We start from the raw sequence: 17,565 nt of genomic DNA, 5'->3' as shown, positions 1-17,565 counted from the left end.
GCCCTCAGCCGTCGATCTTCGCCGGCGTCAGTTGCACGGACTCGCCGCAGCCACAGGCCGAGATCTGGTTCGGGTTGTTGAACACGAACTGGGCCTGCATGCGGTCGGTCTTGTAGTCCATCTCGGTGCCGAGCAGGAACAGAACGGCCTTAGGATCGACCAGGATCTTGACGCCCTTGTCCTCGACGATTTCGTCGGTCGGCTTGATGTCGTGGGCATATTCTACGGTGTAGGACTGGCCGGCGCAGCCACCGTTCTTGATGCCGACGCGCAGGCCGACGATCTCGGAATCCGCACGCTCCGTCAGCTCCCGGATCCGCGTTGCGGCAGCATCGGTCAGGCGCATCACCTGCGGGCGGGGACGCGGCTTCGGCTTCGCAGCCGGTGCGGTTGGGGTTGGTGTCATCTCAGTCATGTGTTCAGTCCCTTCGGCGGTTCAAGGCCGCCATAGGAATTCAAGCGACTTGGGCGTATTCAGCAAACCGGACGCAACCATCACCACATATTCAGAACGAGACGGGCCTCGTCGGTCATCCGGTCCGGCGTCCAGGTCGGCTCCCAGACGATCTCGACCTTGACCAGACCGACTCCGGGCACGCTGGCCACGGCGTTCTCCACCATGGTCGGAAGCTCTTCGGCGGCCGGACAATTCGGCGTCGTCAGCGTCATCTCCACTTGGACAGAGCGATCGTCCTTGATGTCGACCTTGTAGATCAGGCCGAGCTCGTAGATATCCGCGGGGATTTCCGGGTCGAACACGGTCTTCAGTGCAGCGACGATCTCGGTGCCCAAGCGTTCGGTTTCGGCGGGATCGAGCGCCGAGGTGGTCTGCATGTGAGCGGGCTTCTCAGCCTCGGGGGTGGCGTCCGGCGTCTTGGCTTCTGCAATGTCACTCATGCAAACAACTCCCGTGCCTTGATCAGCGCCTGTGCGAGGTGGTCGACCTCCTCGCGGGTATTATACATTCCGAATGATGCACGGCACGTGGCCGTCACATTGAATCGCTCCAGAAGCGGCATCACGCAGTGGGTTCCCGCGCGGACCGCGACGCCCTGCCGGTCGATCACGGTCGCCACGTCATGAGCGTGAGCGCCCTTCAGTTCGAACGAAATCACCGGGCCCTTGTTCTTGGCAGTTCCGATAATACGCAGCGAATTGATCTCGCGCAGCCGGTCCTGTGCATAGGCCAGGAGGTCGTGCTCATGGGCGGCAATCCGCTCCTTGCCGATCGAATTGACGTAATCGATGGCAGCGCCGAGGCCGATGGCTTCGACGATGGCGGGCGTACCAGCCTCAAACTTGTGCGGCGGATCACCATAGGTGACCCACTCCTTCGCCACTTCGCGGATCATCTCGCCGCCGCCGGCATAGGGCCGCATCGCGACCAGGCGGTCATATTTGCCATACAGCACGCCGATGCCGGTCGGTCCGTACAGCTTGTGGCCGGTGAAGATATAAAAGTCGGCGTCGATGTCCTGCACGTCGATCGGCATGTGCACGGCAGCCTGGCTGCCATCCACCACGACGGGAATGCCGCGCGCATGCGCAAGCTTCACCACGTCCTTGACCGGAACCAGCGTGCCCAGCGCATTGGACATCTGGGTGATGGCGACGATCTTGGTACGATCGGTCAGCAGCTTCTCGAACTCGTCGATCAGGAAGTTGCCTTCGTCATCGACAGGCGCCCATTTGATGACGGCGCCCTGACGTTCCCGCAGGAAGTGCCACGGTACGATGTTGGAATGGTGCTCCATGATCGAGAGCACGATCTCATCGCCCGGCTTGATGTTCTCGCCGCCCCACGATGCTGCGACGGCATTGAGCGCATCGGTGGCATTGCGGGTGAAGATGATTTCCTCGGGGCGCTTGGCATTGAGGAAGTGCTGCACCTTGATGCGCGCGCCCTCATAGGCCTCGGTCGCGGCATTGGCGAGGTAATGCAGTCCGCGATGCACATTGGCATATTCGGACTTGTAGGCCTCGGTCATGCGGTCGAGCACAGCATAGGGCTTCTGCGCCGATGCCGCGTTGTCGAGATAGACCAGCGGCTTGCCATAGACCTTCATCTCGAGCGCAGGAAAATCCTCGCGGACGCGAGCGACGTCATATGACCCGTTCGAGACCGCGGGATGCAATGTCATGCGCGCGACTCCAGCCAACGCTCTGCGGCCGATATCGCGACGTCGCGCAGATCGTCATTCACGATCGACTCCAGCGCTTCACCCACGAATGCCTGGATCAGCAGCGCCTGCGCCGCCTTCTCCGGCAGGCCGCGAGCCCGCAGATAGAACAGCAAGCTGTCATCCAGCGCGCCAATGGTCGCGCCGTGGCCGCACTGCACGTCGTCAGCGAAGATCTCGAGCTCGGGCTTGTTGTCGATCTCGGCCTCGTCGGACAGCAGCAGCGCCCGTGACATCATCTTGCCGTCGGTCTTCTGCGCGATCTGATGGACGTTGATGCGACCCTGGAACACCGAATGCGCGCGATCGTCGAGCACGGCGCGGAACAGCTCACGGCTGAGGCAATTCGGCGCCGCATGCTCGATCACGAAGGTACAGTCGCCATGCTGCTTGTCGCGCAGCAGATGAACGCTGTTGGTCGACAGCTCCGAATCCACACCAGCCAGCGTGATAAAGCTCTGATAGCGGCTGACGCCACCGCCAGTGGTCAGGCTGAAGGTGTTGAACTTGGTGCGCGCACCGACTGTGACGATGGCCGTTGCAATATTCGCTGCATCGCCAGCGTCTTCCATCACGCGCACATGCTGCAGATCGGAATCGTCGCCGATCCAGATCACGACAGCATCATGGGCCTGATACGCCTTCGCGGATTCTGTCGCGACGAAGCTTTCGACCAGCGTCACGCGCGCGCGATTGCCGATACGCACCAGCGACCGCGTGAATGCGGCCACGCTCGGGCGTGTCGCGACATGCACGATATGCAGCGGCCGGGCCGGAACGGCATCGTCCGCGATATCGATCAACATGCCATCGGTCGCAAAGGCGGCATTCAGCGCGATCATCGGATCGACAATGCGCGAGCGCAGCAGGTCGGCACGCGTCGCACTGGTCGCGTCATCGAGCATGGCGCTGAGCGCATGCACGGTCACGCCGCCGCCCGACGTCAGATCGGAGAGACCCGCTGCGAAGACGCCGTCAACAATGACGAGCTTCTGCGTATCACCCGTACCGAGTGTTTCGACCAGTCTGCCGGCTTGCGCCAACGCAGCCTGATCCGGCGTGGGCGCAAGCGGCGCCACGTCGCGCAGCAGGTTGCGCAGATCGGTATATTTCCATTCTTCGATGCGCCGGGTCGGCAGACCGGTGCGCGCGAAATCGTCGAACGCCTGCTGGCGCGTTTCGGCCACCGTGCCGACGCCCGGCAACCGACCGCGCGCGGCGGCAAATGTGCCGTCCAGCACCGCGCCCGTTGTTGTCTTTGCGAGAGCTACATTCATGATTGTCTCACTCAGGCCGCCGCGTCTTCATACTGCGCGTAACCGGACTCTTCGAGTTCCAGCGCCAGTTCCTTGCCGCCACTCTTCACGACGCGGCCCTTCGACATCACATGCACATGATCCGGCACGATGTAGTTCAGCAGGCGCTGATAATGCGTGATGACGACCATAGCGCGATCCGGGCTGCGCAGTGCATTGACGCCGTCGGCAGCCACGCGCAACGCATCGATGTCGAGACCGGAGTCCATTTCGTCGAGGATGCACAGGCTCGGCTGGAACAGCGCCATCTGCAGCACTTCGTTGCGCTTCTTCTCACCGCCGGAGAAGCCGACATTGACGCCGCGCTTCAGCATATCCATCGGGATGTTCAGTGAAGCAGCGACTTCACGGACCTTCCTGAGGAAGTCCGGCACCAGATATTCGGATTCGCCGCGCGCCTTGCGCTGCGCATTCACCGCGGTGCGCAGGAAGTTCATCGTGGTGACGCCGGGAATTTCCACGGGATACTGGAACGCCAGGAACACGCCCTTGGCGGCGCGCTCGTCGGGCTCCATCTCCAGCAGGTCTTCACCCTTGAACAGGATCTCGCCGCCGGTCACCTCATAACCGGGCTTGCCGGCGATGACGTGGCTGAGCGTGGATTTGCCCGAACCATTCGGTCCCATGATGGCATGCACTTCGCCGCCATTCACGGTCATGGTCAGCCCATGGAGAATCTCGCGATCCTCGACACGAACCTGCAGGTCCTTCACTTCAAGCAATGCGGTCATCAGTCTCTATCCTTTGATCATCATCGTCATCCTCGCCTGAACGCACTCGGGTTCAGCCTGGAGTGCTCGCCATTCGCGGCGAGCCTCTAAGGATGGTTTTCAATCTTGCCGACATCCTGGAAGCGCCGCTGTGCGGGCATCCGCGATGGCGGGACTTAGCCCACCGATCCCTCAAGCGAGATCGAAATCAGCTTCTGCGCTTCCACCGCGAATTCCATCGGCAGTTGCTGCAACACGTCCTTCACGAAACCGTTGACCACGAGGCCGACGGCTTCTTCCTGCGACAGGCCGCGCTGGACACAATAGAACAACACGTCTTCGGAGATCTTCGAGGTGGTCGCCTCGTGCTCGAACAGCGTCGAGGAATTCTTCGCCTCGATATACGGCACGGTATGTGCACCGCACTGGTCGCCGATCAGGAGCGAGTCACAGGCCGTGAAGTTACGGGCATTCGTCGCCTTGCGATGCGCGGTGACGAGGCCACGATAGGTGTTCTGCGACTTGCCGGCAGCGATACCCTTCGAGATGATCCGGCTCGTGGTGTTCTTTCCGAGATGGATCATCTTGGTGCCGCTATCGACCTGCTGATAGCCGTTCGAAATCGCGATCGAATAGAACTCGCCGCGCGAATTGTCGCCGCGCAGGATGCAGCTCGGATATTTCCAGGTGATGGCGGAGCCGGTCTCGACCTGGGTCCAGGAAATCTTCGAGCGGTCACCGCGGCAGTCACCACGCTTGGTGACGAAATTATAGATGCCGCCCTTGCCTTCGGAATTGCCGGGGTACCAATTCTGCACCGTCGAATACTTGATCTCGGCGTCGTCATGGGTGACGAGCTCGACGACAGCCGCATGGAGCTGGTTCTCGTCGCGCTGCGGCGCCGTGCAGCCTTCGAGATAGCTGACATAGGCGCCCTTGTCGGCAATGATCAGCGTTCGTTCGAACTGGCCGGTGTTGCGCTCATTGATGCGGAAATAGGTCGACAGCTCCATCGGGCAACGCACGCCCGGCGGCACATAGACGAACGAGCCGTCGGAAAACACCGCGGAGTTCAGCGTGGCATAGAAGTTATCCGAGGTCGGCACGACCGTGCCGAGATACTGCTTTACCAGATCGGGATGCTCGCGGATGGCTTCCGAGATCGGCATGAAGATCACGCCGGCCTGCTTCAGTTCCTTCTGGAACGTGGTTGCGACCGACACCGAATCGAACACGGCATCGACGGCGATCCTGCGCTCACCTTCCGGACGCACGACGCCTTCCAGCGCCTCGATCTCGCGGAGAGGAATGCCGAGCTTCTTGTAGGTTTCGAGAATTTCAGGATCGATCTCGTCGATCGAGCCGATGGTCTTCTTCGGCTTCGGCGCCGAATAGTAATAGAGATCCTGGAAGTCGATCTTCGGATACTCGACCCGCGCCCACTTCGGCTCTTCCATGGTCAGCCAGCGGCGATACGCCTCAAGACGCCATTCCAGCATCCATGCCGGCTCGTTCTTCTTGGCGGAGATGTAACGAACGGTGTCTTCGGAAAGGCCCTTCGGGGCCTTCTCGGATTCGATGATGGTCTCGAATCCATAACGATATTGATCGACGTCGATCTGGCGAACCCGATCAACGGTCTCTTGTACGGCAGCCATTTTATCCTCCGCTCGCGGTTTCAAGGACCGCGGTGGATCAATCCAGAAACGTGAAACTCAAAGCTTGTCGGGGTTCTTTACGATGTTCCCGCGGGGAAATCACCCCTCTTAGAACCGTTCAAGCTGTGTTTCGTCGCTATGTTTAAGTAGTGTACCCGAGAGCTTTCGCCAAGCCTCCAGGCACCGATCGACGTCCGCTTCGGTGGTCGACCAGCCCAGACTGAGACGCACAGCACCCCGGGTCAGCTCCGGCCCGAAACCCATGGCTTCAAGCACGTGAGACGGCTGTACCTTACCAGAAGAACAGGCCGATCCCGACGATACCGCGATACCTTCGAGATCAAATCCAATTACGGCGGTCTCGGCGCGCAATCCGGGGGCGCCGAACAGGACCGTATTGGGCAGACGCGGCACATCTTGGGCGAACACAAGTCCATTGCTGGATTGCCGCAAGCCCGCCTCAAGCCGCTGACGCAGTTTTTCGACCCGTTTCATGTCATCAAGCGACGCGATAGCGGCCGTCACGGCGGCGCCGAAGCCGGCGATTCCGGGCACATTCTCGGTTCCCGCCCGACGCCCCAGTTCCTGCCCGCCGCCGCTGAGCAGCGCATTGAGCCCGGCGACGCCATTGGCCAAGACCAGCGCACCAATACCCTTTGGGCCGCCGATCTTGTGCGCAGAAATTGATAGAAGATCAGCCTGCAATAATTTGATATCTATTGGTATCTTTCCGAACGCTTGCACCGCATCGACATGCAGCAAGCCGCCGGCGTCATGCACGATGCCCGCAAGCTCAGGAATTGGTTGAAGGGCGCCGGTTTCATTATTGGCCAACATCACGGAAACCAGCGCCGGCTCCCCACCCGCTAGGAGCGCCCGCAACTCATCCGGTTTCACGACGCCATCCTGGTCCACGCCCAGTACCTGGAGGTCTCCCGCGGCGAAGCGGCCTCCCGCCAGCACCGAGGCGTGCTCTACCGCGGAGACGATCAGCCGCCGCACGGCCGCGCCTGGATTGCGCACCAGCCGGGGCGTTAGCGCCAGCACATTGGCTTCGGTTCCGCCTGAGGTGAATATGACGTTTCGCGAATCTGCGCCTAAGGCGCCTGCGACCGCCGCACGGGCGTCCTCAACGATCCGGCGGGCCTGACGGCCCTCGGTATGAACCGATGACGGGTTACCAGCCAAATCCCACGCGGCCACCATCACCGCCCGCGCCTCAGGGCGCAGCGGTGTCGTCGCATTCCAGTCGAGATAGACCCGGTCTTTGGCCAATTCTGCTTTACCTTGAAGGACTTGGAGCCTTGCTGGCGGCATCGGACGTCGTCCAGTGCCGCGCGCCGTCTCTCTTAGCCCAATTGCTCACCAAATGCGCCCGCGGCAACGCATGTCACGGCCGCCGACACGTTCAATATGCTTGCTTTTCGCCCCTGCGCTCATGGTAGAACGCGGCCTCAACTTCACCCGGTGCCGCCCGCCATCAACCTGGCGGTGCCCGATCGCCCTTTCCTCGCAGGGTCCCCTCCGAGCCATTCTCGCCGAGCCCTGCGCGAAACCGGCTGATCACGCCAAGAACGGGACCTAAGGATCACTATGCCCGAAGTTATTTTTACCGGTCCCGCAGGCCGTATTGAAGGCCGCTATCATCCGGCCAAGCAGAAGAACGCGCCGATCGCCATGGTGCTGCATCCGCATCCGCAATTCGCGGGCACGATGAACCACCAGATTGTCTACCAGTGCTATTACGCCTTCGTGCATCGCGGCTTCTCGGTGCTGCGCTTCAACTTCCGCGGTGTCGGTCGCAGCCAGGGCTCGTTCGACCACGGCACCGGCGAATTGTCGGACGCGGCAGCCGCGCTCGACTGGGCACAGACGATCAATCCCGAAGCGCGCGCCTGCTGGGTTGCCGGTTTCTCGTTTGGCGCCTGGATCGGCATGCAACTCCTGATGCGCCGCCCCGAGGTCGAAGGCTTCATCTCGATCGCGCCGCCGGCCAATCTCTATGATTTCTCGTTCCTCGCACCCTGCCCGTCGTCGGGCCTGATCGTGCACGGCGAGAAGGATGCGGTCGTGCCGCCGAAGGACGTCAACACGCTGGTCGAGAAGCTGAAGACCCAAAAGGGCATCGTGATCGATCAGCACATCATTCCGGGTGCCAATCACTTCTTCGATAACAAGCTCGAGCCGCTGATGGAATCGGTCACCGGCTATCTCGACATGCGCCTCGCCAACGTGCGCTGAGGCGTCGATCGGCCTCACGCCGGCCGCTTCATGTCAACCTAACAAAAAGCCCTCGGCCGGATCGGCCGAGGGCTTTTCAGTTTTAGGTCCTGATCGGGATCAGAACGAGCGCAGGATCTGGACCGAGCCGTTGTAAAGATTCTGATCCTTGATCTGGTAGGCCTGATTGGGCTTGCCAGTTGCCGTGCCGGTATAGGTGCCGTCGAGATTCTGATCGAGGCGGCTATAGGTGAATTCAGCCGACAGGGTCAGGTTCTTGACGGGGGTCCATGCAGTACGTGTACCGACCTGGGCAATTCCGAAATCAAAATTATTGGTCGTGCCGGTAATGCTGCCAGCCGTAGAGCCCGGGTTGGACGAACTGCTCGTTCCCAGGCGACCGCCGGCCGGGCTGAATGCCGCGGCGAGCATCGCGTTGCCGGCATCGCCATAGGAGATATGGCTGTAGTTGCCGAACACCGAGGTGCGCCATGCCGTGTTCCAGTAGTGCTCATAGAAGGCACTGACTTCCCAGGCATCGCTCTGCTGGATCGAGCTTCCCGGCGAATACACACCGTCGAGCACGTAGCCGAAGCCAACCGTGTTGCCATCGAATTTGGCAAAACGACCGCCGCCGGACGTTTCGAGCGAGCCGCCGGTGAAGGCGTAACGCGCAGCGCCCTTGGCATAAGACGCTTCGATCTTCAGGCTGTCGTTTGCACCGGTCGGCAAGACCTTGAATTCCACCGCGCCGCTGACGGCAAAGCCGTAGACATCGTCAGGATGTCCGAAGGATTCGTTAGCCCCGTAGAAGCCGGCCGTGGATGTGTGCATGGCCGCAGCGAAATGCAGCGAGCCCCACTTCTGATCGAGCCGAAGGTTGCCGACGACATCAGGAATATGGTTGCCGCCCGTGGCGTTGCCGAAGAACGTGTTCGAATTGGTGCCGTAGAAGGCACCGGTGAACGACCCCGCGCCCGGCGCGACGATGAAGGTCGCGGTATTGTAGAGGCCAGCATTGCGATAGGGCGACGCATTCTCGAGCGCGATGGTGCCCGAGAAACCGTTGCCAAATTCAGCTGTGTAAGCGATTTGGGGAATGCCGGTCGTATTGCTCGAACCCGCAAGGAAGCCCGATGAGATCCAGGGTTTGGTCAGCGCCCATTGCGGATCGAAGTTCGACACAGCCTTACCGAAGGTGAATCCGGCGAACTGGATGAATGCGAAATCCACTTCTGTGAAGCCGCCGGCGATGCTGTCGCGGTTCTGCGTGAAGTCGAGCTGCATGTTCGCATATGTACGCACCACGCCGTATTCGGACGCCGTGCGCGTATCGGTCGTGATGTTGATACGCTCGCGTGTGAGGAAGTTATCCTTGGTCCAGAGATTGTTGCCGCCGGCGCCACCCTGCCAGAACGGCGCGTCGTACGGGCCACCGTTAAAAGTCGTATCAAGGCGGATCGCGCCGCCGATCTTGATGCAAGTGTCAGTGCCCGGGATGTAGTAGAAGCCGGCACCGTAGATCGAGCAGATCTTCACGTATTCGACAGCCTTGGCCTTCACCGGAAGGTCCGCCGCCTGGGCAGTGCTCGCTGCCAGCAACGCTGCAGCGGAACCAAGTATCATTTGCTTCATCGTGGTGATCATGTCGCCTCCGTACCGATCGTATCGGCACGCGCGATTGCCCCGGGCGTGCCATTCATGAGGCAGAGTTGTGGAAGATCATGTTGCGAAACAATGCGCGCGGTCGATTGTCGCAGCATCATTTTCCGGCTGTGTGCTTTCGGCAACATAATCGGCAAGCCGCGGCATTTCCGTACCGAACTTATCACGAGATTTAATGATGCCATCACGCATCCGTGTCCGCGGCAGCTTGCCGACTGCCACAGGCATCGACGCCGTTATTCGCGATCAACCTGATTCGTTGAGTGAGTCGAATCGCCTTAGCTATGGCGAACTTCGCACTAGCTCGCGAGGTAGTCCGCTCTCACACCGCCCGTCATCGGCTCCGGCACACCAGTCGTTGCCGGATAGCTCAACGGCAAGCCCGCAAGCGAGCGCGCCGCCAGGAACGCGAAGGCCTGCGCTTCCATCGCATCGGCCGACCAGCCCAGGTCATTCGCACTCTCGACGCTGGCGGACGGCAATCGCTCCCGCAGCATGCGCAGCATCGTCGGATTGCGTGCGCCGCCGCCAGTGATGATCCAGCTGCGCGGCGCCTTCGGTAACAGCGGCGCAATGCTGGCGATGGTCGCCGCGGTGAACGCCGTCAGTGTCGCTGCACCATCAGCCGGAGTCGTATCGCTCAGTTGCAATGCAGCGAAGTGATTGCGATCAAGCGACTTCGGCGGCGCTGCCGCAAAGAACGGATTCTGCAACCCCCTTGCGATCCACGCGTCATCGACACGGCCCTGCGCCGCCAGTGCGCCATCCGCATCGAACGGCTGCCCCGTTGCACGCAACACGAAATCATCGAGCAGCGCATTGCCCGGACCGGTGTCGCAGGCAATCAACGCGATGTCGCCGTCAATGTAAGTCACATTGGACACGCCGCCGATATTGACCACAGCAATGGGCCCGTCACGATGCAGTCCCTGCGCCAACGCACGGTGATAGACCGGCACCAGCGGCGCTCCCTGCCCGCCCGCAGCCACATCAGCCGCGCGCAGGTCGTGGATCACCGGCAGGCCGAGCATCCCGGCAAGACTCGCCCCATCGCCAATCTGCACGGTGAGTCGATCGGCGGGACGATGCAGCACGGTCTGGCCGTGAAAGCCGATGATGTCGATGCTGCCTCGTGCGATGCCATGATCAGTCAGAAACGCCTCGACCGCCTCAGCATGGACCGATGTAACCACCCGCTCCGCCTCGGCCAGACTGCCCGGTCTGATATCGCGCCGGCTCAGTTGCACGGCCTCAGCCAGCGCCTGGCGCAACACGGCACGCTCAGCCTCGCTATATGGCCGATACCCCGACGGGCCAAACGACCCGACCCGTTCGCCATCAGTCTCGATCAGGGCGACATCGACCCCGTCCAGCGAGGTTCCGCTCATTAGTCCGATCGCGGTCAGCATATCAGGCACACGGCAAAGCCCTCATTTCCGGTCAAAACTTGTGTCGAAGCGTCCAATCTTATAATGCCACAGGCACTTTGGGGCAGCCAGCACGCCCCCACCTTGCCGCCAATCCATTGAGACAGCGTAAAATTATCCAACCGAGCCGTAAACCGATGACCACCTACAAGTCCGATTTTCTCAACGTCCTGCAGAGCCGCGGCCTGATCCATCAGGTCTCGGATGCCGAGGCGCTGGACGCCGCCTGCTGCAAGGGACCGGTCACGGCTTATGTTGGCTATGACGCCACGGCGACCAGCCTGCATATCGGCAATCTGATCTCGGTGACCATGCTGTACTGGTTTCAGCAGACCGGCCATCGCCCAATCACGCTGATGGGTGGCGGCACCTCGATGGTCGGCGACCCGTCGTTCCGGGACGACCAGCGACAATTGCTAACGGTCGAGAAGATCGCGGAGAACATCGAAGGCATCAAGAAGATCTTCGGCAAGATGCTGGCGTATGGCGACGGCCCGACCGACGCACTGATGGTCAACAATGCCGACTGGCTGCTGAAGTTGAACTATGTCGAATTCCTGCGCGATGTCGGCCGCCACTTCTCGGTCAACCGCATGCTGTCCTTCGACAGCGTGAAGTTGCGCCTCGACCGCGACCAGTCGCTGTCCTTCCTTGAATTCAACTACATGATCATGCAGGGCTACGACTTCGTCGAGCTCAACCGCCGCTATGGCACGCTACTGCAAATGGGCGGCTCCGATCAGTGGGGCAACATCATCAACGGTGTCGACCTCAGCCACCGCATGGGCGGCCCGCAGCTTTACGCACTGACAACGCCGCTGCTCACCAAGTCATCTGGCGAGAAGATGGGCAAGTCGGCCTCCGGCGCCGTCTGGCTCAATGGCGATCTCTTCAGTCCCTATGACTTCTGGCAGTACTTCCGCAACACCGAAGATGCAGACGTCGGCCGTTTCCTCAAGGTCTTCACGCGCCTGCCCCTCGACGAAATCGCCAAGCTCGCGGCCTTGGGCGGTTCGGAGATCAACGAGGCGAAGAAGATTCTCGCCACCGAAGCGACGGCCGTGGTGCACGGTCGCGATGCAGCAAATGCCGCTGCGGAGACGGCACGCAAGACCTTCGAGGAAGGCGGGCTCGCCGACAGCTTGCCGACCGTCAATATTCCGCAAGCTGAACTTGAAGCAGGCATCGGTGTCCTCGCGGCCTTCGTCAATGCCGGTTTCGTCGCGTCGAACGGCGAAGCGCGGCGGCAGATCAAGGGCGGTGGCTTGCGCGTCAACGATGTTGCGGTGACCGACGAAAAGATGATGCTGACTCCCGCGCTGCTGACGGAAGGCGTCATCAAGCTCTCGCTCGGGAAGAAGCGGCACATCCTGCTCAAGCCTGCATAGCCACATTCATCCAGCGCACTTGTTCATGCACGGTGAAACGCGCTCCATGGCGCAGCTGTCGCAAACGCCGTGAAGAAGAGCCAGATGGATTTGAAGTCGTCGCAACGCATCGGACTATCGGTCCTCGGCCTCAGCTTCACCTTTGCGCTGTTCGGCCGGGGACTGCAGGAGAGTTTCTCGGTCTTCCTGCTGCCGATTTCACAATCATTCGGCTGGGACCGTAGCGAAGTCGTTTCGATCTATTCGTTGACGGCGCTGTGCGTCGGCCTGTCATCTCCATTGATCGGCCGGCTGTTCGATCGCTCGGGGCCGCGCACGGTATTCGTCGTCGGCCTTTCGGTCCTTGGACTTTCGTTGCTGGCCGCCGCCTATGCCCAGCACCTGTGGCAGTTTCAGCTCGCCCTCGGTGCCTGTTTCGGCTTTGCCGTCGCCTGCATCGGCAACGTCCCGAATGCGCTGCTGCTGGGACGCTGGTTCGGCAAGCGACTGCCGCTGGCAATGTCGGTTTTCTATTCCGCCACCGGCGCAGGCGTCCTGGTGATGCTGCCGCTTGCCCAGCTTCTGATCGATCACATCGAGTGGCGTGGCGCCTACCGCACCTTCGGCATGATCGCGCTGGCCCTGCTGGTACCCACCATATTGCTGCCTTGGCGTAAGATCAGCGCGGGGTCGCCGCATCTCGATGAATCAGAGAAGCACGACGACATCATCGACGAAGGATGGACACTGGTCGGCGCCATGCGCCATCACGCATTCTGGGCGCTATTCGGCACATTCTTCTTCACTGCCATCGGCATGTTTGCAATCACGCCGCAAGTGGTCGCCTATCTCGTCGATGTCGGCTTCCCGCCTCTGCAAGCAGCGACGGCTTGGGGCTTCAGCGGCATAGCGCTGCTGTTCGGCATGATCGGCGTCAGCTGGCTCGACGGCGTGATCGGTCGACGGCCGTCGATCCTGTTCAGTTATTCAATGTCGATCCTCGGCATCGTGATGCTGTGGCTGCTGCAATGGTATCCGAACTACGCGCTGCTCACCGGCTTCGTCGTCTGCTTCGGCAGCATGATCGGATCGCGCGGCCCGCTGCTGTCAGCGACCGCCATGAAGATCTTTCGCGGCAAACGGATGGGCACCATTTATGGGACGATCACCTTCGGCAGCGGGCTCGGAGCGGCACTTGGCTCATGGACCGGCGGCCTGCTGCATGACTGGACCCAGAGCTATAACGCGCTGCTCGCCTTTGCCTTGATCAGCGTCGTGATCGGCATGATCCCGTTTCTCGTCGTCCCTGCCTTGCGCCGCTAAATCGCTACACATGCGTTCGCACAGCGAACTCATTGAGTTTGTCAGCTTTCACGATTGGTAAGCGACTCGCTGGTATCTCTTTGCCAGTAGTGCTCCGATCAGAGGTCGACATGAGTTTGCTTAGCCGTTTCACCATTCGCACCAAGCTCACCAGCATGGTGCTGGTTTCTGCTGCGTCTATTTGCGCTATCATCGCGGTGGCCGCTTCGCTGAGCCAGAAGCGCATGCAGCAGGATCGGATGGAACAGCTCCATACCGCGGTCGACCTGATGGTCGGCATGGCCGACAGCATGCAGGAAGAAATTGCGGCCGGAAAGATCACCCTGGCTGACGCCCAGATGCGCTATCGCCAACTGGCTCGCAACATGACCTTCGGCAACAAGCAAGGCTATCTCGTCGCCTACAAACCTGATGGCGTTCTCCTGGTGAATGCCGGCAACCCGAAGCTGGAAGACAAGAACACGGGCGCCAAGGATTCCAATGGCATCCTGATCTCCAGAGCAATCATCGACGCCGCACGCCAGACCGCCAATGGCGGCAGCACTTACTATCTCTATCCGCGTCCCGGCCAGACCGAGCCGACCGCCAAAATGGTCTTTGCTCGTTACTATGCCCCATGGGATATCACCTTCAGCACCGGCCTTTATATCGATGACCTCGACGCCGACGTGAATGCTCTCCTCGTCCGCCTCGGCTCACTCGGCGCCGGCGTCCTCGCTGTGATGGCACTGCTGTCCTTTCTGATGGCCAGCGACATCCTGAGCGCACTCCGTCGGCTACAGGCACGTATGCACGCCATTGCCAATGGCGCGCTGGACGAGAACGTCGGCGAAACCGATCGCGGCGACGAAATCGGCCGCATGGCCGAAACGCTGGAAATGCTGCGCCAGACCTCGCTGACCGCCCGCTCCCTCGAAGCCGAGCAGGCCAAGTTGAAACAGATGAGTGAAGCCGAGAAGCGCGATGCGCTGATTGCCCTCGCCGATCGTTTCGACTCCTCGGTCGGCCAGTTGGTCGGCCTGATGGCATCCGGTTCCACCGAACTCGAAGCCACCGCGCAGTCGATGAGCGGCACCGCCGCCCGCACCAATGACCAGGCCGGCATCGTCAACACTGCCGCCTTGCAAGCCAGCACCCGCGTGCAGACGGTCGCCGCCGCCGCCGAGGAACTGTCATCGTCTATCGCCGAGATCGCGCGTCAGATGGCGCAGTCGGCCAAGATCACCACCCACGCCGTCGATAGCGCCCGCCGCACCGATACCATCGTTCGCGCCCTCGCTGACGGCGCGCAGCAGATCGAGCATGTCGTAGAACTGATCTCGACGATTGCCGGCCAGACCAACTTGCTGGCGCTAAATGCCACGATCGAAGCCGCCCGCGCCGGTGATGCAGGCCGCGGCTTCGCCGTCGTCGCGACCGAAGTGAAGAGCCTTGCCGGTCAGACCGCCGACGCCACCAAGGAAATCAGCACCCGCATCGCGCAGATCCAGAGTGCGACCAAGGAAGCGGTCGACGCGATCCAGGGCATCACTGCGACGATCGAAGAGGTCAGCGCCATCGCCACCACGATCGGCTCCGCCATTGAGGAGCAAGGTGCCGCGACCGCGGAGATCGCCCGCAACGTGACGCAGACGGCGCAGGCTACGCAGGACGTCACTACCAATATTGGCGGCGTCAGCGCTGCCGCGCATGAGACCGGCGACGCTGCCGGCATGGTGCTCAACGCTGCTTCCGGCCTATCGAAGCAGGCCGAGCAATTGTCTGGCGAAGTCACGACGTTCCTCGCCGGCGTGCGGGCTGCCTAAGCATGACGAACTAAACCCCATTGAATGAAAGGCGCAGTCAGCAATGACTGCGCCTTTTTCATTTCAGGACCTGACGCAGCGGCACATGCTGAAAGGGATGCATTGCAACCCGTGATTTACCATTGGTAAGCAGATTGACGGTATCATTGTCTGGCCACTCTCACGCCGAGGTCCAGATGAGTCTGCTCAGTAACTTCACGATCCGCACCAAGCTCGTCAGCATGGTCGCGGTCTCTGCCATTGCGGTCTGCGCCGTCATCGCGGTCGCCGCTTCGCTTAGTCAGAAGCGGATGATGGAGGATCGGATTTTGCAGCTCCGCACCGCCGTCGATCTTGTCACTGGCCTCGCGCAATCGCTCCAGGACGAAGTTGAAGCGGGCAAGATGAAGTTGCCCGAAGCCGAAGATCAGCTTCGCCTGCGCAGCCGGCGCATGTTGTTCGACAAGGGACAGGGCTACGTGCTCGCCTATCGCGCCGACTCCACCGTGATGGTCCACGGCACGCTGCCGAAGCTCGAAGGCACCATCACCAACGGCAAGGATTCCAATGGCGTCCTGATCGCCTCCGCCGTCATCGCCGCCGCCAACAGCAAGCCTGAAGGTGCGACCGCGACCTATCTGTATCCACGTCCTGGACAGGATGAGCCTCGGCCGAAAGTCGTGTTCGCGCGCAAATTTGCGCCGTGGAACGTCGTCATTAGCATCGGCGTCTATGTGGACGACCTCGATGCCGACATGAATGCGCTGCTGATGCGCCTCGGCGCTATCGGTGCTGGCGTCCTCGCGCTGATGGCGCTGCTGTCCTGGCTGATTTCCAGCGACATTCTGGGCGCACTGCGCCGGTTGCAGTCACGCATGCATGACATCGCCAATGGCGCGCTCGACGCCAAGGTTGAGGAGACTGATCGCGGCGACGAAATCGGCCGCATGGCGGAAACGCTGGAGATGCTGCGCCAGACATCGCTGACGGCGCGCTCCCTCGAGGCCGAGCAGACCAAAATGAAAAGCCTCAGCGAAGCCGAAAAGCGCGATGCGCTGATCGCTCTCGCCAATCGCTTCGACGCATCCGTCGGCCAGCTGGTCGGACTGATGGCGTCGGGTTCGACCGAGCTCGAAGCCACCGCACAGTCCATGACGGGGACGGCCGACCGGACCAACCAGCAGGCCACGATGGTGAGTTCGGCTGCGACCGAAGCCAGCACACGCGTTCAGACAGTCGCATCTGCCGCCGAAGAACTGTCGTCCTCGATCACCGAGATCGCCCGCCAGATGGCCCAGTCCGCCAAGATCACGTCGCACGCGGTGGATAGTGCACGCCGCACCGACACCATCGTGCGCGCGCTGGCCGATGGCGCGCAGCAGATCGAACATGTTGTCGAACTGATCCAGACCATCGCCGCCCAGACCAATCTGCTCGCGTTGAACGCCACCATCGAAGCTGCACGTGCCGGCGATGCCGGCCGTGGCTTTGCTGTGGTCGCCACCGAGGTAAAGAGCCTGGCCGGCCAGACTGCCGATGCCACCAAGGAGATCAGCACCCGCATCGCGCAGATCCAGAGCGCAACCAAGGAAGCCGTCGACGCAATTCAGGGCATCACCGCCACGATCGAAGAAGTCAGCGCCATCGCCACCACGATCGGCTCTGCTATCGAGGAGCAAGGTACGGCGACTGCGGAAATTGCTCGCAACGTGACGCAGACGGCGCAGGCGACCCAGAACGTCACTACCAATATCGGCGGTGTCAGCTCGGCAGCGCACGAGACCGGCAACGCTGCGGGCATGGTGCTGAGTGCGGCAACCGGCCTGTCGAAACAGGCCGAGCAACTGTCCGGCGAAGTCAAAACCTTCCTCGCCGGCGTTCGCGCCGCCTGACGCAGATATCCCTCAAGCACGAA

At 61.3% G+C, this 17,565-nt stretch carries 15 protein-coding genes; 5 read left to right on the top strand and 10 right to left on the bottom strand.

What is annotated here, in order from left to right:
* Positions 1–4 precede the first annotated feature (4 nt).
* The 7 genes from AC1DUY_RS01195 to AC1DUY_RS01165 all read right to left on the bottom strand — a co-directional run bounded on the left by AC1DUY_RS01195 (position 5) and on the right by AC1DUY_RS01165 (position 7,181).
* Complete coding sequence (locus tag AC1DUY_RS01195) at positions 5–406, bottom strand: HesB/IscA family protein (RefSeq protein WP_089264676.1); 402 nt, start codon at positions 404–406, stop codon at positions 5–7.
* Between the two features lie 89 nt (positions 407–495).
* Positions 496–897: an SUF system Fe-S cluster assembly protein gene (locus tag AC1DUY_RS01190; RefSeq protein ID WP_170849663.1), complete on the bottom strand. Its 402-nt coding sequence runs from the start codon at positions 895–897 to the stop codon at positions 496–498.
* Positions 894–2,141 (bottom strand): cysteine desulfurase, encoded by a 1,248-nt coding sequence (locus AC1DUY_RS01185; protein ID WP_093758422.1) that lies wholly within the window; start codon positions 2,139–2,141, stop codon positions 894–896. The genes AC1DUY_RS01190 and AC1DUY_RS01185 overlap by 4 nt, the downstream gene beginning before the upstream one ends.
* Positions 2,138–3,457: a Fe-S cluster assembly protein SufD gene (gene sufD / locus AC1DUY_RS01180; RefSeq protein ID WP_478111753.1), complete on the bottom strand. Its 1,320-nt coding sequence runs from the start codon at positions 3,455–3,457 to the stop codon at positions 2,138–2,140. The genes AC1DUY_RS01185 and sufD overlap by 4 nt, the downstream gene beginning before the upstream one ends.
* Positions 3,458–3,468: 11 nt before the next feature.
* The gene (gene sufC / locus AC1DUY_RS01175) at positions 3,469–4,227 is read right to left on the bottom strand and encodes a Fe-S cluster assembly ATPase SufC (protein ID WP_089264143.1); all 759 of its coding nucleotides are present in this window, start codon (positions 4,225–4,227) and stop codon (positions 3,469–3,471) included.
* A 155-nt stretch (positions 4,228–4,382) separates the two neighbouring features.
* Positions 4,383–5,864: a Fe-S cluster assembly protein SufB gene (sufB, locus tag AC1DUY_RS01170; RefSeq protein ID WP_439063959.1), complete on the bottom strand. Its 1,482-nt coding sequence runs from the start codon at positions 5,862–5,864 to the stop codon at positions 4,383–4,385.
* Positions 5,865–5,972: 108 nt separating this feature from the next.
* On the bottom strand, positions 5,973–7,181 hold the full coding sequence (locus AC1DUY_RS01165; protein ID WP_478111750.1) for a cysteine desulfurase family protein: 1,209 nt from the start codon (positions 7,179–7,181) through the stop codon (positions 5,973–5,975).
* A gap of 276 nt (positions 7,182–7,457) precedes the next feature.
* Here AC1DUY_RS01165 and AC1DUY_RS01160 point away from each other — a divergent pair, with 276 nt between their 5' ends.
* Complete coding sequence (locus tag AC1DUY_RS01160; protein WP_068736626.1) at positions 7,458–8,105, top strand: alpha/beta hydrolase; 648 nt, start codon at positions 7,458–7,460, stop codon at positions 8,103–8,105.
* A gap of 99 nt (positions 8,106–8,204) precedes the next feature.
* Here the strand turns inward: AC1DUY_RS01160 and AC1DUY_RS01155 are convergent, their stop codons facing one another.
* The 3 genes from AC1DUY_RS01155 to AC1DUY_RS01145 all read right to left on the bottom strand — a co-directional run bounded on the left by AC1DUY_RS01155 (position 8,205) and on the right by AC1DUY_RS01145 (position 11,158).
* Positions 8,205–9,731, bottom strand: a complete 1,527-nt coding sequence (locus AC1DUY_RS01155) for a porin (protein ID WP_478111748.1) — start codon at positions 9,729–9,731, stop codon at positions 8,205–8,207.
* Between the two features lie 75 nt (positions 9,732–9,806).
* A complete protein-coding gene (locus AC1DUY_RS01150; RefSeq protein WP_478111746.1) occupies positions 9,807–9,977 on the bottom strand; it encodes a hypothetical protein in 171 nt (56 codons plus the stop codon).
* A 71-nt stretch (positions 9,978–10,048) separates the two neighbouring features.
* Positions 10,049–11,158, bottom strand: coding sequence for an anhydro-N-acetylmuramic acid kinase (locus AC1DUY_RS01145; protein ID WP_478111744.1), 1,110 nt, complete (start codon positions 11,156–11,158; stop codon positions 10,049–10,051).
* Positions 11,159–11,313: 155 nt separating this feature from the next.
* On the opposite strand from AC1DUY_RS01145, the gene tyrS reads away from it, so the two are divergent.
* The 4 genes from tyrS to AC1DUY_RS01125 all read left to right on the top strand — a co-directional run bounded on the left by tyrS (position 11,314) and on the right by AC1DUY_RS01125 (position 17,542).
* On the top strand, positions 11,314–12,564 hold the full coding sequence (tyrS, locus tag AC1DUY_RS01140) for a tyrosine--tRNA ligase (protein ID WP_478111742.1): 1,251 nt from the start codon (positions 11,314–11,316) through the stop codon (positions 12,562–12,564).
* Positions 12,565–12,648: 84 nt separating this feature from the next.
* Positions 12,649–13,866, top strand: coding sequence for an MFS transporter (locus tag AC1DUY_RS01135; protein ID WP_478111740.1), 1,218 nt, complete (start codon positions 12,649–12,651; stop codon positions 13,864–13,866).
* Positions 13,867–13,976: 110 nt separating this feature from the next.
* A complete protein-coding gene (locus AC1DUY_RS01130) occupies positions 13,977–15,671 on the top strand; it encodes a methyl-accepting chemotaxis protein (RefSeq protein ID WP_093758416.1) in 1,695 nt (564 codons plus the stop codon).
* 176 nt (positions 15,672–15,847) lie between these two features.
* Positions 15,848–17,542, top strand: a complete 1,695-nt coding sequence (locus AC1DUY_RS01125) for a methyl-accepting chemotaxis protein (RefSeq protein ID WP_478111738.1) — start codon at positions 15,848–15,850, stop codon at positions 17,540–17,542.
* Positions 17,543–17,565: the final 23 nt, after the last annotated feature.

The sequence above is a fragment of the Tardiphaga sp. P4_G1 genome, from assembly GCF_056401215.1.
This window is presented reverse-complemented; position numbering and strand designations above follow the sequence as displayed.

What these genes read in the sequence shown, in the direction of transcription:
- sufD (WP_478111753.1), bottom strand. Translation starts at nt 3,457, where the DNA reads ATGAATGTAGCTCTCGCAAAGACAACAACGGGCGCGGTGCTGGACGGC.
- AC1DUY_RS01130 (WP_093758416.1), top strand. Translation starts at nt 13,977, where the DNA reads ATGAGTTTGCTTAGCCGTTTCACCATTCGCACCAAGCTCACCAGCATG.
- AC1DUY_RS01155 (WP_478111748.1), bottom strand. Translation starts at nt 9,731, where the DNA reads ATGATCACCACGATGAAGCAAATGATACTTGGTTCCGCTGCAGCGTTG.
- AC1DUY_RS01160 (WP_068736626.1), top strand. Translation starts at nt 7,458, where the DNA reads ATGCCCGAAGTTATTTTTACCGGTCCCGCAGGCCGTATTGAAGGCCGC.
- sufC (WP_089264143.1), bottom strand. Translation starts at nt 4,227, where the DNA reads ATGACCGCATTGCTTGAAGTGAAGGACCTGCAGGTTCGTGTCGAGGAT.
- AC1DUY_RS01190 (WP_170849663.1), bottom strand. Translation starts at nt 897, where the DNA reads ATGAGTGACATTGCAGAAGCCAAGACGCCGGACGCCACCCCCGAGGCT.
- tyrS (WP_478111742.1), top strand. Translation starts at nt 11,314, where the DNA reads ATGACCACCTACAAGTCCGATTTTCTCAACGTCCTGCAGAGCCGCGGC.
- AC1DUY_RS01135 (WP_478111740.1), top strand. Translation starts at nt 12,649, where the DNA reads ATGGATTTGAAGTCGTCGCAACGCATCGGACTATCGGTCCTCGGCCTC.
- AC1DUY_RS01145 (WP_478111744.1), bottom strand. Translation starts at nt 11,158, where the DNA reads ATGCTGACCGCGATCGGACTAATGAGCGGAACCTCGCTGGACGGGGTC.
- AC1DUY_RS01195 (WP_089264676.1), bottom strand. Translation starts at nt 406, where the DNA reads ATGACACCAACCCCAACCGCACCGGCTGCGAAGCCGAAGCCGCGTCCC.
- AC1DUY_RS01150 (WP_478111746.1), bottom strand. Translation starts at nt 9,977, where the DNA reads ATGCCTGTGGCAGTCGGCAAGCTGCCGCGGACACGGATGCGTGATGGC.
- AC1DUY_RS01125 (WP_478111738.1), top strand. Translation starts at nt 15,848, where the DNA reads ATGAGTCTGCTCAGTAACTTCACGATCCGCACCAAGCTCGTCAGCATG.
- sufB (WP_439063959.1), bottom strand. Translation starts at nt 5,864, where the DNA reads ATGGCTGCCGTACAAGAGACCGTTGATCGGGTTCGCCAGATCGACGTC.
- AC1DUY_RS01165 (WP_478111750.1), bottom strand. Translation starts at nt 7,181, where the DNA reads ATGCCGCCAGCAAGGCTCCAAGTCCTTCAAGGTAAAGCAGAATTGGCC.
- AC1DUY_RS01185 (WP_093758422.1), bottom strand. Translation starts at nt 2,141, where the DNA reads ATGACATTGCATCCCGCGGTCTCGAACGGGTCATATGACGTCGCTCGC.